This window comes from Pseudomonas mercuritolerans (genome assembly GCF_025706525.1).
Taxonomy (GTDB): Bacteria; Pseudomonadota; Gammaproteobacteria; order Pseudomonadales; family Pseudomonadaceae; genus Aquipseudomonas; species Aquipseudomonas mercuritolerans.
The window spans coordinates 46,601-67,252 of the sequence record NZ_JAMSHA010000013.1 but is presented as its reverse complement, the minus strand read 5'-3'; the positions used below and the strand labels follow the sequence as shown (position 1 = coordinate 67,252).

General features: G+C 61.2%; 17 protein-coding genes. 13 read left to right on the top strand and 4 right to left on the bottom strand.

The window, feature by feature from the left end; all coding sequences use genetic code 11:
* Positions 1-3 precede the first annotated feature (3 nt).
* From cobW to ND528_RS27565, 5 genes are all read left to right on the top strand, one after another.
* Positions 4-1,068, top strand: coding sequence for a cobalamin biosynthesis protein CobW (gene cobW, locus ND528_RS27585; protein WP_249121250.1), 1,065 nt, complete (start codon positions 4-6; stop codon positions 1,066-1,068).
* Between the two features lie 3 nt (positions 1,069-1,071).
* Complete coding sequence (gene cobN / locus ND528_RS27580) at positions 1,072-4,920, top strand: cobaltochelatase subunit CobN (protein ID WP_263471691.1); 3,849 nt, start codon at positions 1,072-1,074, stop codon at positions 4,918-4,920.
* Between the two features lie 213 nt (positions 4,921-5,133).
* Positions 5,134-6,144, top strand: a complete 1,011-nt coding sequence (locus ND528_RS27575) for an ATP-binding protein (RefSeq protein WP_263471690.1) — start codon at positions 5,134-5,136, stop codon at positions 6,142-6,144.
* Positions 6,060-6,809 carry a vWA domain-containing protein gene (locus ND528_RS27570; RefSeq protein ID WP_408005068.1) on the top strand — a complete coding sequence of 250 codons (750 nt, stop codon included), beginning with the start codon at positions 6,060-6,062 and terminating at the stop codon, positions 6,807-6,809. Before ND528_RS27575 ends, ND528_RS27570 begins: the two co-directional genes overlap by 85 nt.
* Positions 6,810-7,166: 357 nt before the next feature.
* On the top strand, positions 7,167-8,726 hold the full coding sequence (locus tag ND528_RS27565) for a TerC family protein (protein WP_130911296.1): 1,560 nt from the start codon (positions 7,167-7,169) through the stop codon (positions 8,724-8,726).
* A gap of 35 nt (positions 8,727-8,761) precedes the next feature.
* On the opposite strand, the gene ND528_RS27560 is transcribed toward ND528_RS27565, so the two are convergent.
* Positions 8,762-9,838, bottom strand: coding sequence for a GGDEF domain-containing protein (locus ND528_RS27560; RefSeq protein WP_263471689.1), 1,077 nt, complete (start codon positions 9,836-9,838; stop codon positions 8,762-8,764).
* Positions 9,839-9,953: 115 nt separating this feature from the next.
* Positions 9,954-10,385, bottom strand: a complete 432-nt coding sequence (locus ND528_RS27555) for a thioredoxin family protein (RefSeq protein ID WP_263471688.1) — start codon at positions 10,383-10,385, stop codon at positions 9,954-9,956.
* Between the two features lie 458 nt (positions 10,386-10,843).
* Here ND528_RS27555 and ND528_RS27550 point away from each other — a divergent pair, with 458 nt between their 5' ends.
* The 8 genes from ND528_RS27550 to ND528_RS27515 all read left to right on the top strand — a co-directional run bounded on the left by ND528_RS27550 (position 10,844) and on the right by ND528_RS27515 (position 17,567).
* A complete protein-coding gene (locus ND528_RS27550; protein ID WP_016774493.1) occupies positions 10,844-11,692 on the top strand; it encodes a transporter substrate-binding domain-containing protein in 849 nt (282 codons plus the stop codon).
* 51 nt (positions 11,693-11,743) lie between these two features.
* Positions 11,744-12,406, top strand: a complete 663-nt coding sequence (locus ND528_RS27545) for an amino acid ABC transporter permease (protein WP_263471714.1) — start codon at positions 11,744-11,746, stop codon at positions 12,404-12,406.
* A gap of 9 nt (positions 12,407-12,415) precedes the next feature.
* Positions 12,416-13,078, top strand: coding sequence for an amino acid ABC transporter permease (locus ND528_RS27540; RefSeq protein WP_016774495.1), 663 nt, complete (start codon positions 12,416-12,418; stop codon positions 13,076-13,078).
* A complete protein-coding gene (locus ND528_RS27535) occupies positions 13,075-13,866 on the top strand; it encodes an amino acid ABC transporter ATP-binding protein (protein ID WP_073474746.1) in 792 nt (263 codons plus the stop codon). The genes ND528_RS27540 and ND528_RS27535 overlap by 4 nt, the downstream gene beginning before the upstream one ends.
* A gap of 31 nt (positions 13,867-13,897) precedes the next feature.
* Entirely contained in the window at positions 13,898-14,284 is a 387-nt protein-coding gene (locus ND528_RS27530; protein ID WP_130911291.1) for a RidA family protein, read from the top strand.
* Positions 14,285-14,494: 210 nt separating this feature from the next.
* Entirely contained in the window at positions 14,495-15,259 is a 765-nt protein-coding gene (locus tag ND528_RS27525; RefSeq protein WP_110646502.1) for an IclR family transcriptional regulator, read from the top strand.
* A gap of 38 nt (positions 15,260-15,297) precedes the next feature.
* Entirely contained in the window at positions 15,298-16,512 is a 1,215-nt protein-coding gene (locus tag ND528_RS27520; protein WP_263471687.1) for an amino acid deaminase, read from the top strand.
* A 134-nt stretch (positions 16,513-16,646) separates the two neighbouring features.
* A complete protein-coding gene (locus ND528_RS27515; protein WP_263471686.1) occupies positions 16,647-17,567 on the top strand; it encodes a sugar kinase in 921 nt (306 codons plus the stop codon).
* A 116-nt stretch (positions 17,568-17,683) separates the two neighbouring features.
* On the opposite strand, the gene ND528_RS27510 is transcribed toward ND528_RS27515, so the two are convergent.
* Together ND528_RS27510 and ND528_RS27505 are read right to left on the bottom strand one after the other, a co-directional pair.
* Complete coding sequence (locus ND528_RS27510) at positions 17,684-17,959, bottom strand: peptidylprolyl isomerase (RefSeq protein ID WP_007912322.1); 276 nt, start codon at positions 17,957-17,959, stop codon at positions 17,684-17,686.
* A 52-nt stretch (positions 17,960-18,011) separates the two neighbouring features.
* Positions 18,012-20,549: a PAS domain-containing hybrid sensor histidine kinase/response regulator gene (locus ND528_RS27505; protein ID WP_263471685.1), complete on the bottom strand. Its 2,538-nt coding sequence runs from the start codon at positions 20,547-20,549 to the stop codon at positions 18,012-18,014.
* Between the last annotated feature and the right edge of the window lie 103 nt (positions 20,550-20,652).

Below are 20,652 nucleotides of genomic sequence, written 5' to 3'. Positions count from 1 at the left end.
CCGATGAAAACACTGGCCAAACTCCCCGTCACCATCGTCACCGGTTTCCTCGGTTCGGGCAAAACCACGCTGCTGCGGCACATGCTCGACAACGCTCAGGGCCGGCGCATCGCGGTGATCGTCAATGAGTTCGGCGAGCTCGGCATCGACGGTGAGATCCTCAAGCAATGCACCATCGGCTGCACCGAAGAAGAGGCCAGCGGCCGCGTATATGAGCTGGCCAACGGCTGCCTGTGCTGCACGGTGCAGGAAGAATTCTTCCCGGTAATGCGCGAACTGGTTGCCCGTCGCGGCGATCTCGACCACATCCTTATCGAAACTTCCGGTCTGGCTCTGCCCAAGCCGTTGGTGCAAGCCTTCCAGTGGCCGGAAATCCGTAGCGCCTGCACCGTTGACGCGGTGATCACCGTGGTCGACAGCCCGGCCGTCGCTGCTGGCACCTTCGCAGCGTTCCCGGATCAGGTCGATGCCCAGCGCAAACTCGATCCGAACCTTGATCACGAGTCGCCGCTGCACGAATTGTTCGCCGATCAACTGGCCAGTGCTGACCTGGTCATCCTCAACAAAGCCGACCAGACCAGCGCGGAAGATCTGGCTCGCGTGCGCGCTGAAGTCGCCGAAGAGCTGCCGCCGGCAGTCAAAATCATCGAAGCCAGCAACGGTCGTCTGCCGCTTGACGTGTTGATCGGCCTCGGTGCCGGCTCCGAAGAGCATATCGACAGCCGCCACAGTCACCACGATCATCACCACGACGGTGATGACGACGATCACGATCACGACGCCTTCGATTCGATCTCCATCGAACTTCCGCAAGCCGACGAAAGCCTGCTGCTCGACGCGCTGACGCAATTGGTGGTGCAACACGGCATCCTGCGGGTCAAAGGCTTCGCGGCGATTCCGAACAAGCCGATGCGCCTGTTGATCCAGGGTGTGGGCACGCGTTTCGACAAGCATTTCGACCGTCAGTGGGGCGCCGAAGAAGCGCGCGTCACGCGTCTGGTGCTGATCGGTCAGGAACTCGATGCCACACAACTTGAAGCGCAATTGCGCGCTGCGCTCAGCGTTTAAGCCATGCACCTGCTCAGGACCCAGCCCGGCGGATTCGTCTCGGACGACAACATTGCCGACCTCGGACAAACTCCCGCCGAGCTGGTGATCCTGTGCAGTGGCGATTCCAGCCTGGCGCTGCTCGCCGAGGCTGCGCAGCAATTGCCGGATGACTACCCGAGCCTGCGCCTGGCCAATCCGATGCAGGTGCAGAATCATGCCTCGGTCGATCTGTATGTCGACGAAGTGCTGCGCCACGCCAAGGTCATTCTGATCTCCCTGCATGGCGGCATTGCCTATTGGCGCTACGGCGTCGAGCGGCTGGTGGAGTTGTCGGAGCGCGGCGTGCAACTGATTCTGGTGCCCGGCGATGACCGCCCGGACCCCGAGCTCAGTGGCTTGAGCACGGTCAGCGCCGAAGTACGCGATCGACTCTGGCAATTTCTGCGTCAAGGCGGCATGGGCAATGCACTGGATTTCTTCCGTTGCCTGGGCAACCAATGGTTCGCCCGCGATTACCCGTGGAACGAGCCGCAAACCCTGCCGCGCACGGCAATTTATCACCCACAGAAAAACAGCGCTGCCCTGAGCGACTGGCAAGCCGAATGGCTGCCCGGTCAACCGGTGGCGGCGCTGTTGTTTTATCGCTCGCATTTGCAGGCGGCAAACACAGCGTTCATCGATGTGTTCTGCCAGCGTTTGCAGGCAGCCGGACTCAATCCGCTGCCGATCGCGGTGGCCAGTCTGAAAGAACCCGGTTGCCTGTCGGTGGTCGAGGACTGGCTGGATGAAGTCGAGGCGGGGGTGATTCTCAACACCACCGGTTTTGCCCAATCAAGTCCCGAGGCGCCGCATCTGCGCCCGTTTCGCCGCAACATTCCGGTGATTCAAGCGATCTGCGCCCAGGACAACGAGCCTGGCTGGCGCGACAGCGAACAGGGCCTCGGGCCGCGTGATCTGGCGATGCACATTGCTTTGCCGGAGCTTGACGGGCGCATCATCAGCCGGCCGATCAGCTTCAAGGATCTGGCCTGGCGCAGCGAGCGCAGTCAGTCCGATGTGGTCTGCTATCGCGCCCAGCCCGAACGCATGGATTTCGTCGCCGAACTGGCGCGGCGCTGGGTAGCTTTGGCACGCGTGCCGAACGGCGAAAAACGCATCGCGCTGATCCTCGCCAACTACCCGACCCGCGACGGCCGCATCGGCAACGGTGTCGGCCTCGATACGCCGGCGGCGGCGCTGAATATCCTCCGCGCATTGCGTGCCGAAGGTTATCCGATCACGGCCGAGTTGCCCGACAGCGGCACCGAGCTGATCCAGCAACTGCTCGGCGGTGTCAGCAACGACCTCGACAGCCTTGACCTGCGCCCGTGTCAGCAGAGCCTGGCGATGGACGATTACCTGGCAATGTTCAATGCGCTGCCGCAGGCCAATCGCGCTGCGGTGGTCGAGCGTTGGGGATCGCCACACAACGATCCGATGTGCCGCGACGGTCGCTTGATGATCGCCGGTCTGCGTTTCGGTCTGACCTTTGTCGGCATCCAGCCGGCCCGGGGTTATCAGGTCGATCCGAGCGCGGTGTATCACGACCCGGACCTGGTTCCGCCGCATGGCTATCTGGCGTTCTATTTCTGGTTGCGCAACACCTACGGCGCCCACGGCGTGATCCACGTCGGCAAGCATGGCAATCTCGAATGGCTGCCGGGCAAAGGCGTTGGGCTATCGGAAAACTGCTGGCCGGATGCGTTGCTCGGCCCGCTGCCAAATATCTATCCGTTTATCGTCAACGATCCGGGCGAGGGCGCCCAGGCCAAGCGGCGCACGCAAGCGGTGATCATCGACCACCTGATGCCACCGCTGACCCGCGCCGAAACCTACGGACCGCTGCGCAATCTGGAGCTGCTCGCCGACGAGTATTACGAGGCGCAACTGCTCGATCCGCGCCGCGCCCGTGAGTTGCAACGCGACATTCTGCAATTGGTGCGTGACACGCAGATCGACCGCGAACTGCAACTGGACGCAGCGCTGGACAGCGATGCCGATGCGGCGATCTGGTTGCCGCGTCTGGACACTTATTTGTGCGACCTGAAGGAATCGCAGATTCGCGATGGGTTGCACATTTTTGGCGAATCGCCGAGCGGCCGCTTGCGTATCGACACCTTGCTGGCGTTGCTGCGCATCCCGCGCGGTGACGGCAAGGGCGCGCAGTCGAGTCTGTTGCGGGCGTTGGCCAAAGCGTTTGATCTTGGTTTTGATCCGCTGGATTGCGCGTTGGCCGATCCTTGGAACGGCCCGCGTCCGACCGAGTTGCAGACCATCAGCGAAGAAGTCTGGCGCACCGCCGGCGACACTCGCGAACGCCTCGAATTGTTTGCCGCAGACCTGATCTCCCAAACACTGAATGTCCCCTGTGCGAGCGAGCCTGCTCGCGAAAGCGGAGTGTCAGTAAAAGAACAGTTGTCTGACCCGACGCCTTCGCGAGCAGGCTCGCTCCTACAAGGGGCGGGGTGGGCCGAGGTTGATTCGATACTCGAGCATCTACGCGAAGTCGTCGCCCCACGGCTCGACGCTTGTGGCCCGGCCGAAATGCGCGGGCTGCTTGACGCCCTCAGCGGTCGTTTCGTCCCCGCCGGCCCCAGCGGCGCACCCAGCCGTGGCCGCCTCGATGTGCTGCCCACCGGGCGCAACTTCTATTCGGTGGACGTGCGCAATCTGCCGACCACCACCGCGTGGCGCATCGGATTCCAGTCGGCGACGCTTATCCTTGAACGACACTTGCAGGACCACGGCGATCACTTGCGCCAACTCGGCTTGTCGGTCTGGGGCACCGCAACCATGCGCACCGGCGGCGACGACATCGCCCAAGCCATGGCGCTGATGGGCGTGCGTCCGGTCTGGGCCACGGGCAGTCAGCGTGTGGATGATTTCGAGATCCTGCCGCTGAGTCTGCTCGATCGCCCAAGGGTCGACGTGACGCTGCGGGTTTCGGGCTTTTTCCGTGATGCGTTTGCCAATCTCATCCGCCTGTTCGACGCCGCCGTGCAAGCGGTGGCCGCGCTGGACGAGCCGGACGACTTGAACCCATTGGCCGCCAAGGTGCGCGCCGAACGCCAGGCGCTGTTGCAGTCGGGCGTCGATGAGGATACCGCGCGGCGTCAGGCCGGGTGGCGCATCTTCGGCGCGAAACCGGGGGCGTATGGCGCCGGGGTGCAAGGCGCGATCGACGGGCGCCTGTGGCAGACCCGCGAAGACCTCGCCGAGGTCTACCTGAACTGGGGCGGCTACGCTTACGGCGGCGCCGACGAGGGCACGGCTGCCCGCGAGCAGTTCAGCCAGCGCCTGAGCCAGGTACAGGCAGTTCTGCAAAACCAGGACAACCGCGAGCATGACTTGCTCGATTCCAACGATTACTACCAGTTCCAGGGCGGCATGCTTGCTGCGGTGGAGACGCTGCGCGGCGAAGCGGCGGCCAGTTATCACGGCGATCACAGCCAGCCGGATCTGCCAAGGATTCGTACCTTGAAAGAGGAACTGAACCGTGTAGTGCGCTCGCGTGCGGCCAATCCGAAGTGGATCGACGGCATCAAGCGTCACGGCTACAAAGGCGCGTTCGAACTGGCGGCGACGGTTGATAATCTGTTCGCCTTCGATGCGACTACGCAGTTGATTGATGACCATCAGTACGCGTTGCTGGCGGAGGCATATTTGCTCGATCCGGCGACCCGGGATTTTGTTCGTGAACATAATCCCCACGCGTTGCGCGACATGACCGAACGCATGCTCGAAGCGCAGCAGCGCGGGATGTGGCAGGAGCCGGGGGCTTATAAAGAGGCGCTGGAGAATTTGCTGTTGGATATCGAGGAAGATATGTAGCCGCTAAAAAGCTGCCCTCACCCCAGCCCTTTCCCGGAGGGAGAGGGAGCCGATCTCTAGCGCTGTCGAAATTTGCGTCGACCCGATGCATCACGTCGACAGAACTCGAGAGGCCCTCACCCTAGCCCTCTCCCTCTGGGAGAGGGCTAGGGTGAGGGTAACAACTGACACACATCAACGTAAAAACCATCCACGACCACGAAAGAGAAACCCATGACCGACACCCCGCATTTCCCACTCTCCGCCGTGGTCGGCGCCGATGACTTGAAGCTCGCCCTGTGCCTGACCGCAATCGACCCGAAAATCGGCGGTGTGCTCATCGAAGGTCCGCGCGGCATGGCCAAATCGACACTGGCCCGGGGTCTGGCGGATCTGCTCGCCAGCGGCCAGTTCGTCACCTTGCCATTGGGCGCAACTGAAGAGCGCCTGGTCGGCACCCTTGATCTCGACGCTGCCCTGAGCGACGGTCGCGCGCAGTTTTCGCCCGGCGTGCTGGCCAAGGCTGACGGTGGCGTTCTGTACGTCGACGAGGTCAATCTGCTGCCCGATCACTTGGTCGACCTGCTGCTCGATGTCGCCGCCAGCGGTACCAATCTGATCGAGCGTGACGGCATTTCCCATCGGCATTCGGCCAAATTCGTCCTGATCGGCACCATGAACCCGGAAGAGGGCGAGCTGCGGCCGCAACTGCTTGACCGCTTCGGCTTGAACGTTGCCCTCAGCGGCCACACCGCGCCCGCCGAACGCGGACAGATCATTCGCCGGCGGCTGGATTTCGACAGCGATCCACAAGGGTTCTGCGCGCAGTGGGCGAGCGAGCAACACATCCTGCGTTCGCACTGTGAAAGCGCCCGCGAGCGTTTGGCAGCCATCCCACTGGATGACGCGGCATTGGCGTTGATTACCGAGCGTTGTTTCGCTGCTGGCGTCGATGGCTTGCGTGCCGATCTGGTCTGGTTGCGCGCGGCCCGCGCCCATGCCGCGTGGCGTGGGGCGGATGCGATTGCTGAAGAGGACATCGACGCGGTGGCCGAATTTGCCCTGCGCCATCGCCGTCGCGAGCAGCCCTTGGCCGGCGCGGAGCCACAAGCGCAATCTCCGTCAGGCGCAGACAGCAAATCCGGTGAAGGGCAGGGCCAGTGGGGCGAGATGCCGGCAACGGCGCAAGCCACCGGTGCCCGCCGCGACGTTCCGAGCTGGCCGCCACTGGCAAAAAAGCCCTAGGCATTCGCCCCCGATCCAACGCGGGGGCGAATGCCAAGCCCCGCGCCGGACAACTCGACAATGGCCGCCAGGGCCAACGGCATGCGGCCGGCAGCGGATCGGTGAACTGGCCGGGCACGCTGCTCAATGGCCGCCCCCAGCGCCGCGCCGATCTGCTGTTTCAACAGCGCACCCGCGCGCCCCATGAAATCTGGCTGGTGATCGTCGACGCGTCGGCCTCGACCCGTCGCCATCAGGCCTTGAGCGATGCCAAGGGCCTGCTCGCGCAGTTGTTCGACGATGCTTACCACCAGCGGGCGCGGCTGGCCTTGCTGACGGCCAGCGGTGCTGCGCCGCAATGGCAGGTGCAAGGCTTGAAGGCCTCCAGCGGTCTGCGTGTCTGGCTCGACAGTCTGGGCGCCGCTGGCGGAACACCGTTGCTCGCGGCACTGGAGCAGGCGCAGCAATGGCTGACGCTGCGACGCAAGCGTTTTCCTGCCGAACAGCAACGCTGCCTGATCGTGACCGATGGTCGCCTGAAAGAACTGTCGGCGTTGCCAGTGCTGGCGTGTCCGGGATTGCTGATCGACATTGAGCGCGGGCCGATTCGACTGGGCCGGGCGAAGGATCTGGCGACCGCGCTGCAAGCGCAGTATCAGCATATCGATGAGCTGGGTTTACGCTGAAATCCACCGCGCTGCTCAAACCTTGTGGGAGCGAGCCTGCTGGCAAAGGCTTCTTCAGCAACGCTGAAAGTCTGCGATCAAGGTCATTCATACAGATTTTGAAATGATTTACCGCTGTGGAGCAGGCCAGCCGACCCTGTACGCTCCAAGGCCATTTTTCATTCAGGATTTACATGAACACCCTCTCGGAGCCTCCCAGTCAGCACTCTCCAGCACGCCTTCGCGCGGTCTTGATCCTTTCGCAGCATCCCGTCTTCCGACTCCCGACTATGGTTGATAACGCGGCTCTTGAGCCTTTGCGTTGCACTTCGCCGTGTCCGGCCGCCTGAATTCACTGAAGAGAGATCGAGACGTTTTATGGAATGGTTAGCGGATCCCACGGCCTGGTTAGGCCTGTTGACTCTGATCGTGCTGGAACTGGTGCTGGGTATCGACAACCTGGTGTTCATCGCAATTCTTGCCGACAAACTGCCGCCGCATCAGCGTGATCGCGCGCGGATCATCGGTCTGTCCCTGGCGTTGATCATGCGCCTGGGCCTGTTGGCGAGCATTTCCTGGCTGGTTACGCTCACGCAGCCGTTGTTCGAGGTGTTCGACAAGAGCTTCTCCGGTCGTGATCTGATCATGCTGTTCGGTGGTGTGTTCCTGTTGTTCAAGGCGACGATGGAGTTGCACGAGCGCCTCGAAGGCCATGTCGGCGAGCGCTCGACCAATACGACCTACGCATTGTTCTGGCCAATCGTGGCGCAGATCGTGGTGCTCGACGCGGTGTTCTCCCTCGACGCGGTGATTACCGCCGTGGGCATGGTCGATGAGCTGGCGGTGATGATGATCGCCGTGATCATTTCCATCGGCCTGATGATCGTTGCCAGCAAGCCGCTGACCCGCTTCGTCAACGCGCATCCGACCGTGATCATGCTGTGTCTGGGCTTCCTGATGATGATCGGTTTTGCCCTGACCGCAGAAGGTCTGGGCTTCCATATCCCGAAAGGTTACCTGTACGCGGCCATCGGTTTCTCGATCCTCATCGAAGTCTTCAACCAGATCGCCCGGGCTCGGCGCAAGCGTTCGATGCAGGGCGTGCGCCCGATGCGCGAGCGCACAGCCCATGCGGTGATGCGTCTGCTCGGTGGGCGCAAGCTGGCGGTGGAGGAGGTCGGCGAGGAAATCTCCGACCTGCTGGACAACGGTGAAGCGCCGGTGGCCGAGCTGTTCGACCGTCGTGAACGGGTGATGATCAGCGGTGTGCTGCAACTGGCGGAGCGGCCGATTCGCAACCTGATGACGGTGCGCGCCGACGTTGACCTGATTGATCTTGCCGATGATGCCGAAACCATTCGCACCAAGCTGATGCATTCGTCGTACTCGCGCTTGCCGTTGATTCGCGATGGCGCGGTGGATGAGCCGCTGGGCTTCGTACACAAGAAGGAATTGCTCAAGGAGTATCTGGCCGGCAACGAGCCGAACCTTGAGCATCTGGCACGCAAGACCGTCAATCTGCTCGACAGTTACTCGATCCTCAATGCCTTGGAGCAGATGCGCGCGGCATCGACGCACATCGCCTTCGTGGTCAATGAGTTCGGCGATTTTGTCGGCGTGCTGACCATGACCGACATCCTCGAATCGATCGCCGGTGAGTTGCCCGATGCCAGTGAAATCGAAGGCCCTGATGTGGTCGAAGAGCGCGGCGGGTTTCTGGTCAGCGGCGCGCTGCCCTTGGCTCGCGTTCGCCAGCGCACCGGCTTCGATGCCGAGCCGACCGAGGATTATCAGACCATGGCCGGGTTGGTCATGAGTCTGCTGGATCGGTTGCCGATGACCGGTGATCGGCTGGAATACGAGGGCTGGCAATTGACCGTCAAAGCGGTTGAAGAGCGACGGGTGACGCGGGTGTTGCTGGAGCGTGAGGTGGCTTGAGCATTCGCGGAATGGCGCAGCGGTCGCTGCGCTTGTTACTGATGAAAAGTGAAGCGGTCCTTGCCCGTATGCTTTGATTCGTACAACGCCGCATCCGCCTTGATCAGCGCCTGATTCAACGAGTCACCCTCAGCCACCCGGGTAATGCCGATGCTGATGGTGACCGGGTGCTGGGTGGGCTGTTCACGCACTGACTGGCACAGTTGCGTGGCAAGGCTTTCAACATCCTCGCGCCGCACTCCCGCCAGATAGATCGCGAACTCCTCACCGCCCATACGCGCGTAGTCAAACGCAACCATCACTGCCTTGATATCGGCCGCGACGCGAATGAGCACCTCATCACCGATGTCATGCCCGTAGGTATCGTTGACCTTCTTGAAGTTGTCGATGTCGATCATCATCAGGTAATGATCGCGCTCGCGCGGGCTTGCCAGCAGCCGTTGCCCTGCGTGGGTCATGAACGAGCGCCGGTTGGGAATCTGCGTCAGCGGGTCGTTATAGGCCTGCTCCAGCAGTAACCGCGACATCAGGTAGTTGTTCAGCTTGGCCTCACGGAACTTCAAAAAGGTGTACACCGTGAGTGCGCAGAGGAACACGCTGTAGCAGGCAGTCAGGACGCCGCGCAGTTCAGTGATTTCGGTAGTGGTGGCGAGAAACGGGTTGAGGATCACCCAGATCACAACTTGTACCGCAAAGAACGCCCAGCGCCGCAGCGGCAGTACCGACACGCTGTACAACATGCTCGCTGCTGCCAGCACCAGCCACAAGCTGTGCGAAGCAGGCGCGAGGCCGTCGACGATCATTCGCACACCGACGGTCAATCCCAGAACCAGAAGCAAGGTGAGCACATCGAAGTGGCTGGCCTTGCGCGTAAACCCGAGCACCACCGTCAACAGCGCGAAACCAGCGAGAAACGCCATCGAGCGCCACGTGAAACCCTGGCCGCCGAGAAAACTGACGATCAGATCAAACAGTAGCCACATGAAAATGCTGACCACATAGATCAACAGGCTGAACGGTTTGAGCCGTTCGAACTCGCGCTGGAGAAACTCGTCCCTCAACTCGTTAGACGCGGTTTCCTTCAACGCTTGCGCTTCAATGGTTTCGAACATGCTTATCCCGCTGTCTGCGCCGATCCTGGCAACCACCCGCACCCGCGGGCGGCGCGCAATGTGTTCGCTCAACAGCAAAGCAGGCAGACAGCGGGTTGTCCAATCCCGGTCGGGTTCAGCGCAGAACCCGGTGGCGCGAACGCGAGACCGTGCGCAATGAACTGAGCGTCCGCCTCAGCCATGCCAGATCATGGTGATGTTTGCGTGGCGCTGCGGGCGCCTTCGTTCTACCGACATGCCGGGCCATATCCCTCGCCAGGGTTTCCTCGGTGCCGATACCTTTGAGCTTTTTCAGCAGCCTGCCGTTTTTATAGAACAGCACTGTTGGCGTGCCCGTGACGTTCGGGTGTTTGGGCGATTGGCTGGTGTTGAGCATGTAGATGTTGGCGCGCAGTCGGTAAGGCTCGGCAATCTGCCGAAAGATCGGCCCGGCCCATTCGCACGCAGGGCAGTGTTCATTGGCGAAATACAGAATGACCGGACGCCAGGTTTTCAGGGCTTTGCGGTAAACCGGGTCCAGCGCGGAAGTTGTGTTTGTAGCGTTCATCGAAGGGTCCTTTTCAACGAGCGGGTAGGCACCTTGACGTTAAAGGAGCAGGGGTGTCGCGGTCTACTGTCAGAAATTACAGGTGGGCTGCGTAAACACGAGAAGTGCTGTCGTGACGGTGATAGCCGTCGGGAAACGGCAGGGTGGGGATGTCTACAGGCAGGCGCTAAAGCGCTGATACCGGGTCTTGTTCAACTGTCACCCTGATTCGCACCACAACGGCGCGATCTGACCCAAGTTGGGAACGCATTTCCCCTTTAATGGCTGTGTCAGCTATTTTCTTCGTTCTAGTTCGGGCCAAACCCTTTGGTCCACGAACCATATCTTGTTGATTCCAATAGCATTCAAATCAGTTACAGATTTCGCGAGATTCCTGTGGCACACTTTCTGCTGTCTATTCCGTAGTAACAAACCGTGTTCCGGTATAGCGGAATAAACACAATTATGGAGTGCTTGCCATGCATCGCCGTCCTTCGTTGTTCAAAGCGTGTGTTTTTGTTCTTGCGGCTTCTTCCTCGGTCATGGGCCTGGCCCAGGCTGCCGACAGCAAGCTCGACAGTGTTCTCGCCCGTGGCAAGTTGATCGTGGGCACCGGCAGCACCAATGCGCCGTGGCACTTTCAGGGCGCGGACGGCAAGTTGCAGGGTTTTGATATCGACATCGCCAGGATCGTGGCCAAAGGGCTGTTCAACGACCCGAGCAAGGTCGAGTTCGTGGTGCAGTCGTCCGATGCGCGGATTCCCAATCTGCTGACCGACAAGGTCGACATGAGCTGCCAGTTCATCACCGTCACCGCCAGCCGCGCACAGCAAGTCGCGTTCACCCTGCCGTACTACCGCGAAGGTGTTGGCCTGCTGTTGCCGAACAACAGCAAGTACAAGGAAATCGAAGACCTGCAGGCGGCGGGCGATGACGTCACCGTTGCGGTGCTGCAGAACGTCTACGCGGAAGAACTGGTGCATCAGGCATTGCCCAAGGCCAAAGTCGATCAGTACGACAGCGTCGATCTGATGTACCAGGCGGTGAACTCCGGTCGCGCCGATGCCGCCGCCACCGATCAGTCCTCGGTCAAATACCTGATGGTGCAGAATCCCGGCCGCTACCGCAGCCCGAGCTATGCCTGGAGCCCGCAGACTTACGCTTGCGCCGTCAAACGTGGCGATCAGGACTGGCTGAACTTCGTCAACACCGCGCTTCATGAAGCCATGACCGGAGTTGAGTTCCCGACCTACGCCGCTTCGTTCAAACAATGGTTCGGTGTTGATCTGCCATCTCCAGCCATCGGTTTCCCAGTCGAATTCAAATGATCCCGTGAGAGTGGGGCGATGACCGTCGCCCCGCTCAAGGTATTGCTGACCATGAACTATCAGTTGAACTTTGCCGCCGTGTGGCGCGATTTCGACACCTTGCTGGCGGGGCTCGGTCTGGGCTTGCAGCTGGCGCTGGTGTCGATCGCCATCGGCTGCGTGATCGGCCTGCTGATGGCGTTTGCCTTGCTGTCGAAGCATCGCGCCTTGCGGGTGCTGGCCTCGGTGTACGTCACGGTAGTGCGCAACACGCCAATTCTGGTTTTGATTCTGTTGATCTACTTTGCACTGCCGAGTCTCGGGATTCGTCTGGACAAGATCCCGTCGTTCATCATCACCCTGTCGCTGTATGCCGGCGCGTACCTGACCGAAGTGTTCCGTGGCGGCTTGTTGAGCATTCCCAAAGGCCAGCGCGAAGCCGGGCTGGCAATCGGTCTCGGTGAATGGCAGGTCAAGGCTTACGTCACCGTGCCGGTGATGCTGCGCAACGTGCTGCCGGCGTTGTCGAACAACTTCATTTCGCTGTTCAAGGACACCTCACTGGCGGCCGCGATTGCGGTGCCGGAGCTGACCTATTACGCGCGCAAGATCAACGTCGAAAGCTATCGGGTGATTGAAACCTGGCTGGTGACCACGGCGTTGTATGTCGCGGCCTGTTACCTCATTGCCATGCTGCTGCGTTACCTCGAGCAGCTTCTGGCGATCCGCCGATAGGAGGCTGCGATGTACGAATCTCCCAGTTGGTTGCATGAATTGTGGGTCGCGCGCGAGCCGTTGTGGCAGGGCTTTCTGACCAGTGTGCAGGTCTCGGCGCTGGCCATCGTCTTGGGCACCATGCTCGGCGTGGTTGCCGGCCTGGTGCTGACTTACGGCAGATTCTGGATGCGCGCGCCGTTTCGGCTGTACGTCGATCTGATTCGCGGCACGCCAGTGTTTGTATTGGTGCTGGCCTGCTTTTATATGGCGCCGGCGCTCGGCTGGCAGATCAGCGCGTTTCAGGCCGGCGCCCTGGGCCTGACGCTGTTCTGCGGCTCGCACGTCGCCGAAATCGTCCGTGGCGCGCTGCAAGCCTTGCCGCGCGGGCAGATGGAGGCGGGGAAAGCCATCGGCCTGACGTTCTACCAATCCCTCGGCTACGTACTGTTGCCTCAGGCGCTGCGGCAGATCCTGCCGACGTGGGTCAATTCGTCGACCGAAATCGTCAAGGCTTCGACCTTGCTCTCGGTGATCGGCGTCGCCGAATTGCTGCTCAGCACACAACAGATCATCGCCCGGAACTTCATGACCCTGGAGTTCTACCTGTTCGCCGGTTTTCTGTTCTTCGTCATCAACTACGGCATCGAATTACTCGGCCGGCACATTGAAAAGCGGGTGGCCCTGCCATGACTCAAGCTCAAGTTGCTTCACAGGATCAGGCATTGCTGGACATTCGCGGCCTGCACAAACAGTACGGCGCGGTGGAAGTGCTCAAGGGTGTCGACCTGAGCATGCAGCGCGGCAACGTCGTCACGCTGATCGGCTCCAGCGGTTCGGGCAAAACCACGCTGCTGCGTTGCGTGAACATGCTTGAAGAGTTTCAGGGCGGGCAGATCCTGCTCGACGGCGAGTCCATCGGCTACGACGAGGTCAACGGTAAACGTGTGCGCCATGCGGAAAAGGTTATTGCCCGCCATCGTGCGATGACCGGCATGGCCTTCCAGCAATTCAACCTGTTCCCGCACCTGACCGCTTTGCAGAACGTCACCTTGGGCCTGCTCAAGGTGAAAAAGATGCACAAGGATGAAGCCGTAGTGCTTGCGGAAAAATGGCTGGAGCGCGTCGGCCTGTTGGAGCGGCGCAATCACTTTCCCGGCCAGTTGTCCGGCGGTCAGCAACAGCGCGTGGCGATTGCCCGGGCCATTGCGATGAATCCGAGCCTGATGCTCTTCGATGAGGTCACTTCGGCCCTCGATCCGGAGCTGGTCGGTGAGGTGCTCAACGTGATCAAGGGCCTGGCCGAGGACGGCATGACCATGTTGCTGGTGACCCACGAAATGCGTTTCGCTTTCGAGGTCTCGGACAAGATCGTTTTCATGAATCAAGGGCGGATCGAAGAGCAGGGACCTCCCAAGGAACTGTTCGAACGCCCGCAATCGCCGCGTCTGGCGGAATTTCTCAAGAGCACGCGGTTTTGAATCTGTACTTTTGCAATCAGGAGAAACACCCATGAGCATTACGCGTTACGGCACCGGCAGCACCGCCGCCGGCGGCCAGCCTCGTCCATTCGCCCGCGCAGTTGAAGCGGATGGCTGGCTGCATGTGTCCGGCCAGGTTCCGGCGGTGGATGGCGAGATCATCGTTGGCGGCATCGTCGAACAGACCCACCAGACCATGAAGAACCTGATCGCCATTCTCGAAGAGGCTGGTTATGGCCTCGAGGATGTGGTCCGCGCTGGCGTCTGGCTGGACGATCCACGGGATTTCAGCAGTTTCAACAAGGTCTTCGCCGAGTATTTCAAACCCGAACACGCCCCGGCGCGCGCCTGTGTGCAGGCGAGCATGATGGTTGATTGCAAGGTTGAGATCGACTGCATTGCCTACAAGAAGATCTGAGTGAAGCTTTCCCCTCACCCTAGCCCTCTCCCGGAGGGAGAGGGAACTGATCTTTATCGATGCAGAGTCAGCGTTTATCAGTGATTTATGCATTGACACGATCAGGCTCCCTCTCCCTCCGGGAGAGGGCGGGGGGGGAGGGCAGCAATGTCACTGACATGGCACCAAGCGCCAGTTACCATCCGGCGACTTTGAATGGAAACCACTGACATGACCGAAGACACCATCAAGCGCCGGGCACGCGGTCTGGACCGGGCGTTCGATATCCTCGATTTTCTCAAGGAAATCGGCCAGCCCCTGCGCCCCAATGACATTGCCAACGGCATCGGCAGTCCGAAATCGACGGTCTACGAACTGGTCGCGTCCTTGCTGGAGCGACGGATTCTGGAGCCGGTGGGCAAGGATGGCCACGTCTACCTTGGCCGCCAGTTGTACTTCCTTGGTCAGGCGCATCTGCGGCATTTCGACCTCAGCCGCGAGGCCGATCACGCTTTGCAGGAGATCGTCAGCCAGACCCGTGAAACTGCGCAGATGTGCCTGCTCAACGGGCGCAAATACACCGTGGCGTTGATGAAAGAAGGCGAGCGGCATTTCCGCATCTCGTCCGACATCGGCGAAAACGCGCCGATCCCGTGGACGGCTTCCGGGCGTCTGCTTCTCGCGCATTTGAGCGATCAACAAATCATCGATCTGATCGACGAGGATGACTACATCCTGCCCGACGGCGAACGCCTGCCTCTGGAACGTTTTCTGGCAGAGATTCGTCAGGCCGGAAGCGATGGTTTCTTCTCCTTCGACAGCGTCGCCGACACCTTCACCCATTGCTTCGCCGCGCCGGTCAAAGACCCGCAAGGCGTGGCCATTTGCACGTTGTGCATCGTCGCCCCTCGGGCCGATGCGAAAAACAATTACAACGACTATCGCCGGGTATTGATCGAGAGCGCCAACAGCCTCGCCCGGCGGATCAACGAATAACCGCGGCTGCCTGCGGCCGCGACTGTGAGGATTGGATCATGACCACTGCCATCAACTCTGCGGTAGAAAAAGGCGACGCCGCCATCGGCGCGCAACTGACCCGCGACGTCAGCCTGCCGGCGCTGGTGCTGCACCGCGAGGCCCTGGAGCACAACATTCGCTGGATGCAGAAGTTCGTCAGCGACAGCGGCGCCGAACTCGCGCCCCACGGCAAAACCAGCATGACTCCGGCATTGTTCAAACGACAGCTTGACGCCGGCGCCTGGGGCATCACCCTCGCCAGCGCGACCCAGACCGGCGCCGCTTATGCCCAAGGCGTGCGCCGGGTATTGATGGCCAACCAGTTGGTCGGCACGCCGAACATGGCGTTGATTGCCGATCTGCTCGCCGATCCGACGTTCGATTTTTATTGCATGGTCGATCACCCCGACAACGTCGCCGACCTCGGGGCTTACTTCGCTTCGCGGGGAGTGAAGCTCAACGTGATGATCGAATACGGCGTGATTGGCGGCCGTTGCGGGTGCCGCAGCGAGCAGGAAGTCATCGAACTGGCCAAGGCCATCGATGCGCAACCGGCGCTGGCCCTGACCGGCATCGAAGGTTACGAAGGCGTGATTCATGGCGATCATGCGGTCAGTGGCATTCGCGAGTTCGCCGCGTCGCTGGTGCGCCTGGCGGTGCAGTTGCAGGACAGCGGCGCCTTTGCCATCGCCAAACCGATCATCACTGCGTCGGGTTCGGCCTGGTATGACCTGATCGCCGAATCCTTCGAAACCCAGAACGCCGCTGGCCGTTTCCTCAGTGTGTTGCGCCCGGGCAGTTACGTGGCGCACGACCATGGTATCTACAAAGAGGCGCAGTGCTGCGTGCTCGACCGTCGCAGCGATCTGCACGAAGGCCTGCGCCCGGCGCTGGAAGTCTGGGCTCATGTGCAGTCGCTGCCGGAACCGGGTTTTGCGGTGATCGCCCTGGGCAAGCGCGACGTCGCCTTCGATGCCGGTTTGCCGGTGCCGTTGTTGCGCTACAAGGCCGGTGTGGTGCCGGCGGCGGGGGATGATGTCGGTGCGTGCAAGGTCACAGCGGTGATGGATCAGCATGCATTCATGACCGTGGCGCCGGGGGTAGAGCTGCGGGTCGGCGACATCATTTCCTTTGGTACGTCGCATCCATGCCTGACGTTTGACAAATGGCGGGTAGGGTTGCTGGTGGATGAGCAGTTGGCGGTCATCGAGACCATGGAGACTTGTTTCTAAGGCTTGAGATTGCGTTGCGGCGGCTATTCGCGAGCAGGCTCGCTCCCACAAGATCAATGCGTTCCATTGTGGGAGCGAGCCTGCTCGCGAAGACGCCCGCTTAGCCACCACCGAACCCCCAGAGATCCCGCCCAATGAAAATCCTCCGCAACACCCCGCGCATCGCCCTGATCGGCGAATGCATGATCGAACTGCAGCAACGCGCCGACGGCAGTCTGCAGCAAAGCTTCGGTGGCGACACCCTCAATACGGCGGTGTATCTGTCCCGTGCGCTGGACGACAAGGCGCAAGTCGACTACGTCACCGCGCTGGGTGATGACAGTTTCAGTGACGCCATGTGCCACATCTGGCGCAGCGAAGGCATCGGCCTCGATCTGGTGCAGCGTTTGCCCGGTCGGCTGCCCGGTCTGTACTGCATCCAGACCGACGCCAACGGCGAGCGGCGCTTCCTGTACTGGCGCAACGAAGCGGCGGTGCGCGATTGCTTCACCACCCCTGCGGCAGAGCCGATCCTCGCGGCCCTGCCGGATTACGACGTGTTGTATTTCAGCGGCATCACCCTCGCGGTACTCGGCATGCAAGGCCGCGCCCGGTTGATCAAGACGTTGAGCGAAGCCCGACAACGCGATGCGCGCATTGTGTTCGACAACAACTACCGCCCACGCCTGTGGGCGTCGGTGGACGAGGCGCGAGCGGCGTATCGCAGCGTCTTGCCTTATGTTGATCTGGCGTTGCTGACCGTGGATGACGAACAGGCGCTGTTCGGTTTCGGCGATTGCGCCGAGGTTTTTGCGACGTATGCGCAGATTGGCACGCCAGAAGTGGTGCTCAAGCGTGGCGCCGAGGCGTGTCTGATTCGTTGCGACGGTGAGGCGTTTGAAGTGCCGGCGCAAAAGGTCGACAAGGTTGTCGACACCACGGCGGCAGGGGATTCGTTCAGCGCGGCGTACCTGGCCAGGCGCTTGCTCGGCGGCACGCCGGCAGAGGCGGCGCAGGCGGGGCATGAATTGGCCAGCCGGGTGATACAGGTGCCAGGGGCGCTGATCTCCAGGTAATCAGAGAATGGCCGCTTGCTGCGCAATCGGTTCGCGAGCAGGCTCGCTCCCACAATGAAAACCCGGTCGAAATGTGGGAGCGAGCCTGCTCGCGAAGGAGCCCGGCAGCCAGCCGATCAATCCCGATAAAACACCTGCACCAGGTGATACCCAAACTTGCTCTTGATCGGCCCATGCACGGTGCGCAGCGGCTTCTTGAAAATCACCGCATCAATCGCGCCGACCATCTGCCCCGGGCGTACTTCGCCCAGATCGCCGCCGCGTTTGCCGGACGGGCAGGTGGAAAATTTCTTCGCCAGCACATCGAACGCTTCGCCCTTGGCGATGCGCTGTTTGAGTTGTTCGGCCTCTTCGGCGGTTTTCACCAGAATGTGGCGGGCTTGGGCTTTCATCGTGCAATACCTGATAACGGGGTGACGGCGGGGCGCGCGATTATGCCTCAAGTCACAGGGTCGGGTTGCTCAACTTGCGGATCTTGCTCGCCAGCACTTCAAGGACAAAGGGCTTGGCGACCATGTCCATGCCTTCTTCAAGGAAGCCCTGGCGCTCGGCGGCAATTTGCGCGTAACCGGTCATGAACAGCACTTTAAGCCCCGGACGATGCTGGCGAGCAATCTCCGCCAACTGGCGTCCGTTCATGCCCGGCAGGCCGACATCGGTAACCAGCAGATCGACGCGTTGCACGGACTCGAGCACGGGCAGGGCGGTCTTGGCGTTTTCCGCTTCGAAGGTTGTGTAGCCCAGTTCCTTGAGCAGATCGAGCACCAGCATGCGCACTGCCGGATCATCCTCGACCACGATCGCGGTCTCGCCCGAGGATGAAGCGGCAATCGGTTCGGCCGTCTCGACAGATGAAATTTCCGGCGCCGGCTCAAGCAAACGCGGCAAGTACAGGCGTACACAAGTACCTTGCCCCGGCACACTGTCGAGGCTGACATGGCCGCCGGACTGCTGGGCGAAACCATAAATCATTGACAGGCCGAGCCCGGTGCCTTGGCCGATCGGTTTGGTGGTGAAAAACGGGTCGAACGCCTTGGAACGGATTGACGGCGTCATGCCGGTGCCGTTATCGCTGACCGCGAGCATCACGTATTCGCCGGCCTTCACCGGCTCAAGAATGGTGGTGTCGCTGCTGTCGAGATACACGTTCGCGGTCTGGATCAGCAGCGTGCCGCCTTCGGGCATTGCGTCGCGGGCATTGATCACCAGATTGAGCAAGGCATTTTCCAGTTGGCTGACGTCCGTACTCACCGGCCACAAGTCTTCTGGCAAGCGCAGTTGCAGCTCGATGGCATCGCCCTTGGTGCGGCGGATCAGGTCTTCCAGCGAGTGCACCAGTTCGTTGACGTGCAGTTGCTTGCGGTCCAGCGACTGACGCCGCGAAAACGCCAGCAAGCGATGGGTCAGCGCCGCCGCGCGATTGGCCGATGACACGGCCGCCTCGGTGAAACGGCCGATCTCGTCGGCGCGACCATTGGCAATGTAGCGCTGCATCAAGTCCAGACTGCCGATAATGCCGGTGAGCATGTTGTTGAAGTCATGGGCGATACCACCGGTGAGCTGGCCGACGGCTTCCATCTTCTGCGCGTGGCGCAAGGCATCTTCGGCGCGCTCGCGTTCGAACATTTCGTTCTGCAAGCGCTCGTTGGCCTGAGCCAGTTGCTCGGTGCGCGCGCTGACCCGCTCTTCAAGCGTCTCATTGAGATTGCGCAGGGCTTCTTCGGTTTTCTTGCGCTCGGTTTCGTCGATGACAAAGATGTAGAAGCCGTTGACCGCACCGTCCGCGCCATGCCGGGGCAGATAGTTCATCAGCGCATGACGGGTACTGCCATCGCGGTGCGGCGTGTAGAAACTGAAGGAACAGGAGCGTCCGGCCAGCGCTTCGGCGATATAAGGCGCGCGCAGGAAGTAGGCCTCTTCGCCGATGACTTCGCGGATCGTGCGCCCATACAGCTCCTGCGGCGTCAGGCCGTACCAGTCGAGATAGGCTGCGTTGTTCAGGCGGAAACGTTCCTCGGCGTCGACGTAGCTGATCAGGATCGGCATGGCGTTGATGATCAGTTGAAGTTCGGTCTGGCTCTGACGCAACGCCTGTTCGGTGTGTTTGCGTTCAGTCAGATCCAGCGCTGCGCCGAGGAAACGCATCGGCCGACCATGATGGTCCTTGTAGCAACGCCCTCGCGCGAAGATCCAGCGCAGCGTGCCGTCGGCCTGCAACAAGCGATATTCTTCAGCGTACTCGGTGCCGTGGGTGATGCAGTGCTTGATGCCGCGCGCAACCATGGCGCGGTCTTCGGGATGCACGCCGTGCAGGTAGTCGCTGATCGGCAACTGCCCGGCCCTGGCCGGATCCACGCCGTGCAACTCGGCAAAATGCGCATCGGCGATGAAACGGTCTTCGCCAATGTCCCAATCCCAGGTGCCGACGGCGTCGGTGGCGGCGAGGGCCAGTTGCAGACGCTCCTCGGACTGGCGCTGGGCCTTGAGGCTTTCTTCGGAGCGACGCTGCAATTCCAGGGCAATGCGTCGGCGCTCGTTGGTTTCGATGGCGGTGATCAGAATCCCGGCCACCTGTGCGGTTTCATCGCGAATCGGGCTGTAGGTCAGATCCAGCCAGAAATCGGTTTTCTTGCCGTCGCGTTGCACGCTGAACCGCTGCTCGCTGAAGCTGCGCACCTGACCCTGCAGCACCGCCTGGTAAATCGGCTCGGAAAAGTCTCGTACTTCCGGCCAGACCTCATGCGTCGGTTGCCCGAACGCTTCGGGATGCTTGCTGCCAGCGAGCAGGGCGAAACCATTGTTGTAGATCTGCGTGAGTTGCGGGCCCCATAACAGCAGCATCGGCATCGGCGAATGAATCACGATGTCCACCGCTGTGCGCAGGCTCTGCGGCCAGGTGCCGGCAGCGCCCAGCGGGCTGCGGCTCCAGTCGGTGCGGGCAATCAGGGCCTGGGCGTCGTCAACGGCGGATACAGCGTTCATTACTTCAATCCTGAGCGTGGTTCGGTGAGACGGGGTCTATCATTGTTGCAGGAGCCGCGCCAAGCGTAGGCCAATTCTGCTCATTCAATGCTTCGCGGGTGCT

Coding starts and splice junctions, on each gene's coding strand:
- cobW (WP_249121250.1), top strand. CDS start 4: ATGAAAACACTGGCCAAACTCCCCGTCACCATCGTCACCGGTTTCCTC.
- cobN (WP_263471691.1), top strand. CDS start 1,072: ATGCACCTGCTCAGGACCCAGCCCGGCGGATTCGTCTCGGACGACAAC.
- ND528_RS27575 (WP_263471690.1), top strand. CDS start 5,134: ATGACCGACACCCCGCATTTCCCACTCTCCGCCGTGGTCGGCGCCGAT.
- ND528_RS27565 (WP_130911296.1), top strand. CDS start 7,167: ATGGAATGGTTAGCGGATCCCACGGCCTGGTTAGGCCTGTTGACTCTG.
- ND528_RS27560 (WP_263471689.1), bottom strand. CDS start 9,838: ATGTTCGAAACCATTGAAGCGCAAGCGTTGAAGGAAACCGCGTCTAAC.
- ND528_RS27555 (WP_263471688.1), bottom strand. CDS start 10,385: ATGAACGCTACAAACACAACTTCCGCGCTGGACCCGGTTTACCGCAAA.
- ND528_RS27550 (WP_016774493.1), top strand. CDS start 10,844: ATGCATCGCCGTCCTTCGTTGTTCAAAGCGTGTGTTTTTGTTCTTGCG.
- ND528_RS27545 (WP_263471714.1), top strand. CDS start 11,744: ATGAACTATCAGTTGAACTTTGCCGCCGTGTGGCGCGATTTCGACACC.
- ND528_RS27540 (WP_016774495.1), top strand. CDS start 12,416: ATGTACGAATCTCCCAGTTGGTTGCATGAATTGTGGGTCGCGCGCGAG.
- ND528_RS27535 (WP_073474746.1), top strand. CDS start 13,075: ATGACTCAAGCTCAAGTTGCTTCACAGGATCAGGCATTGCTGGACATT.
- ND528_RS27530 (WP_130911291.1), top strand. CDS start 13,898: ATGAGCATTACGCGTTACGGCACCGGCAGCACCGCCGCCGGCGGCCAG.
- ND528_RS27525 (WP_110646502.1), top strand. CDS start 14,495: ATGACCGAAGACACCATCAAGCGCCGGGCACGCGGTCTGGACCGGGCG.
- ND528_RS27520 (WP_263471687.1), top strand. CDS start 15,298: ATGACCACTGCCATCAACTCTGCGGTAGAAAAAGGCGACGCCGCCATC.
- ND528_RS27515 (WP_263471686.1), top strand. CDS start 16,647: ATGAAAATCCTCCGCAACACCCCGCGCATCGCCCTGATCGGCGAATGC.
- ND528_RS27510 (WP_007912322.1), bottom strand. CDS start 17,959: ATGAAAGCCCAAGCCCGCCACATTCTGGTGAAAACCGCCGAAGAGGCC.
- ND528_RS27505 (WP_263471685.1), bottom strand. CDS start 20,549: ATGAACGCTGTATCCGCCGTTGACGACGCCCAGGCCCTGATTGCCCGC.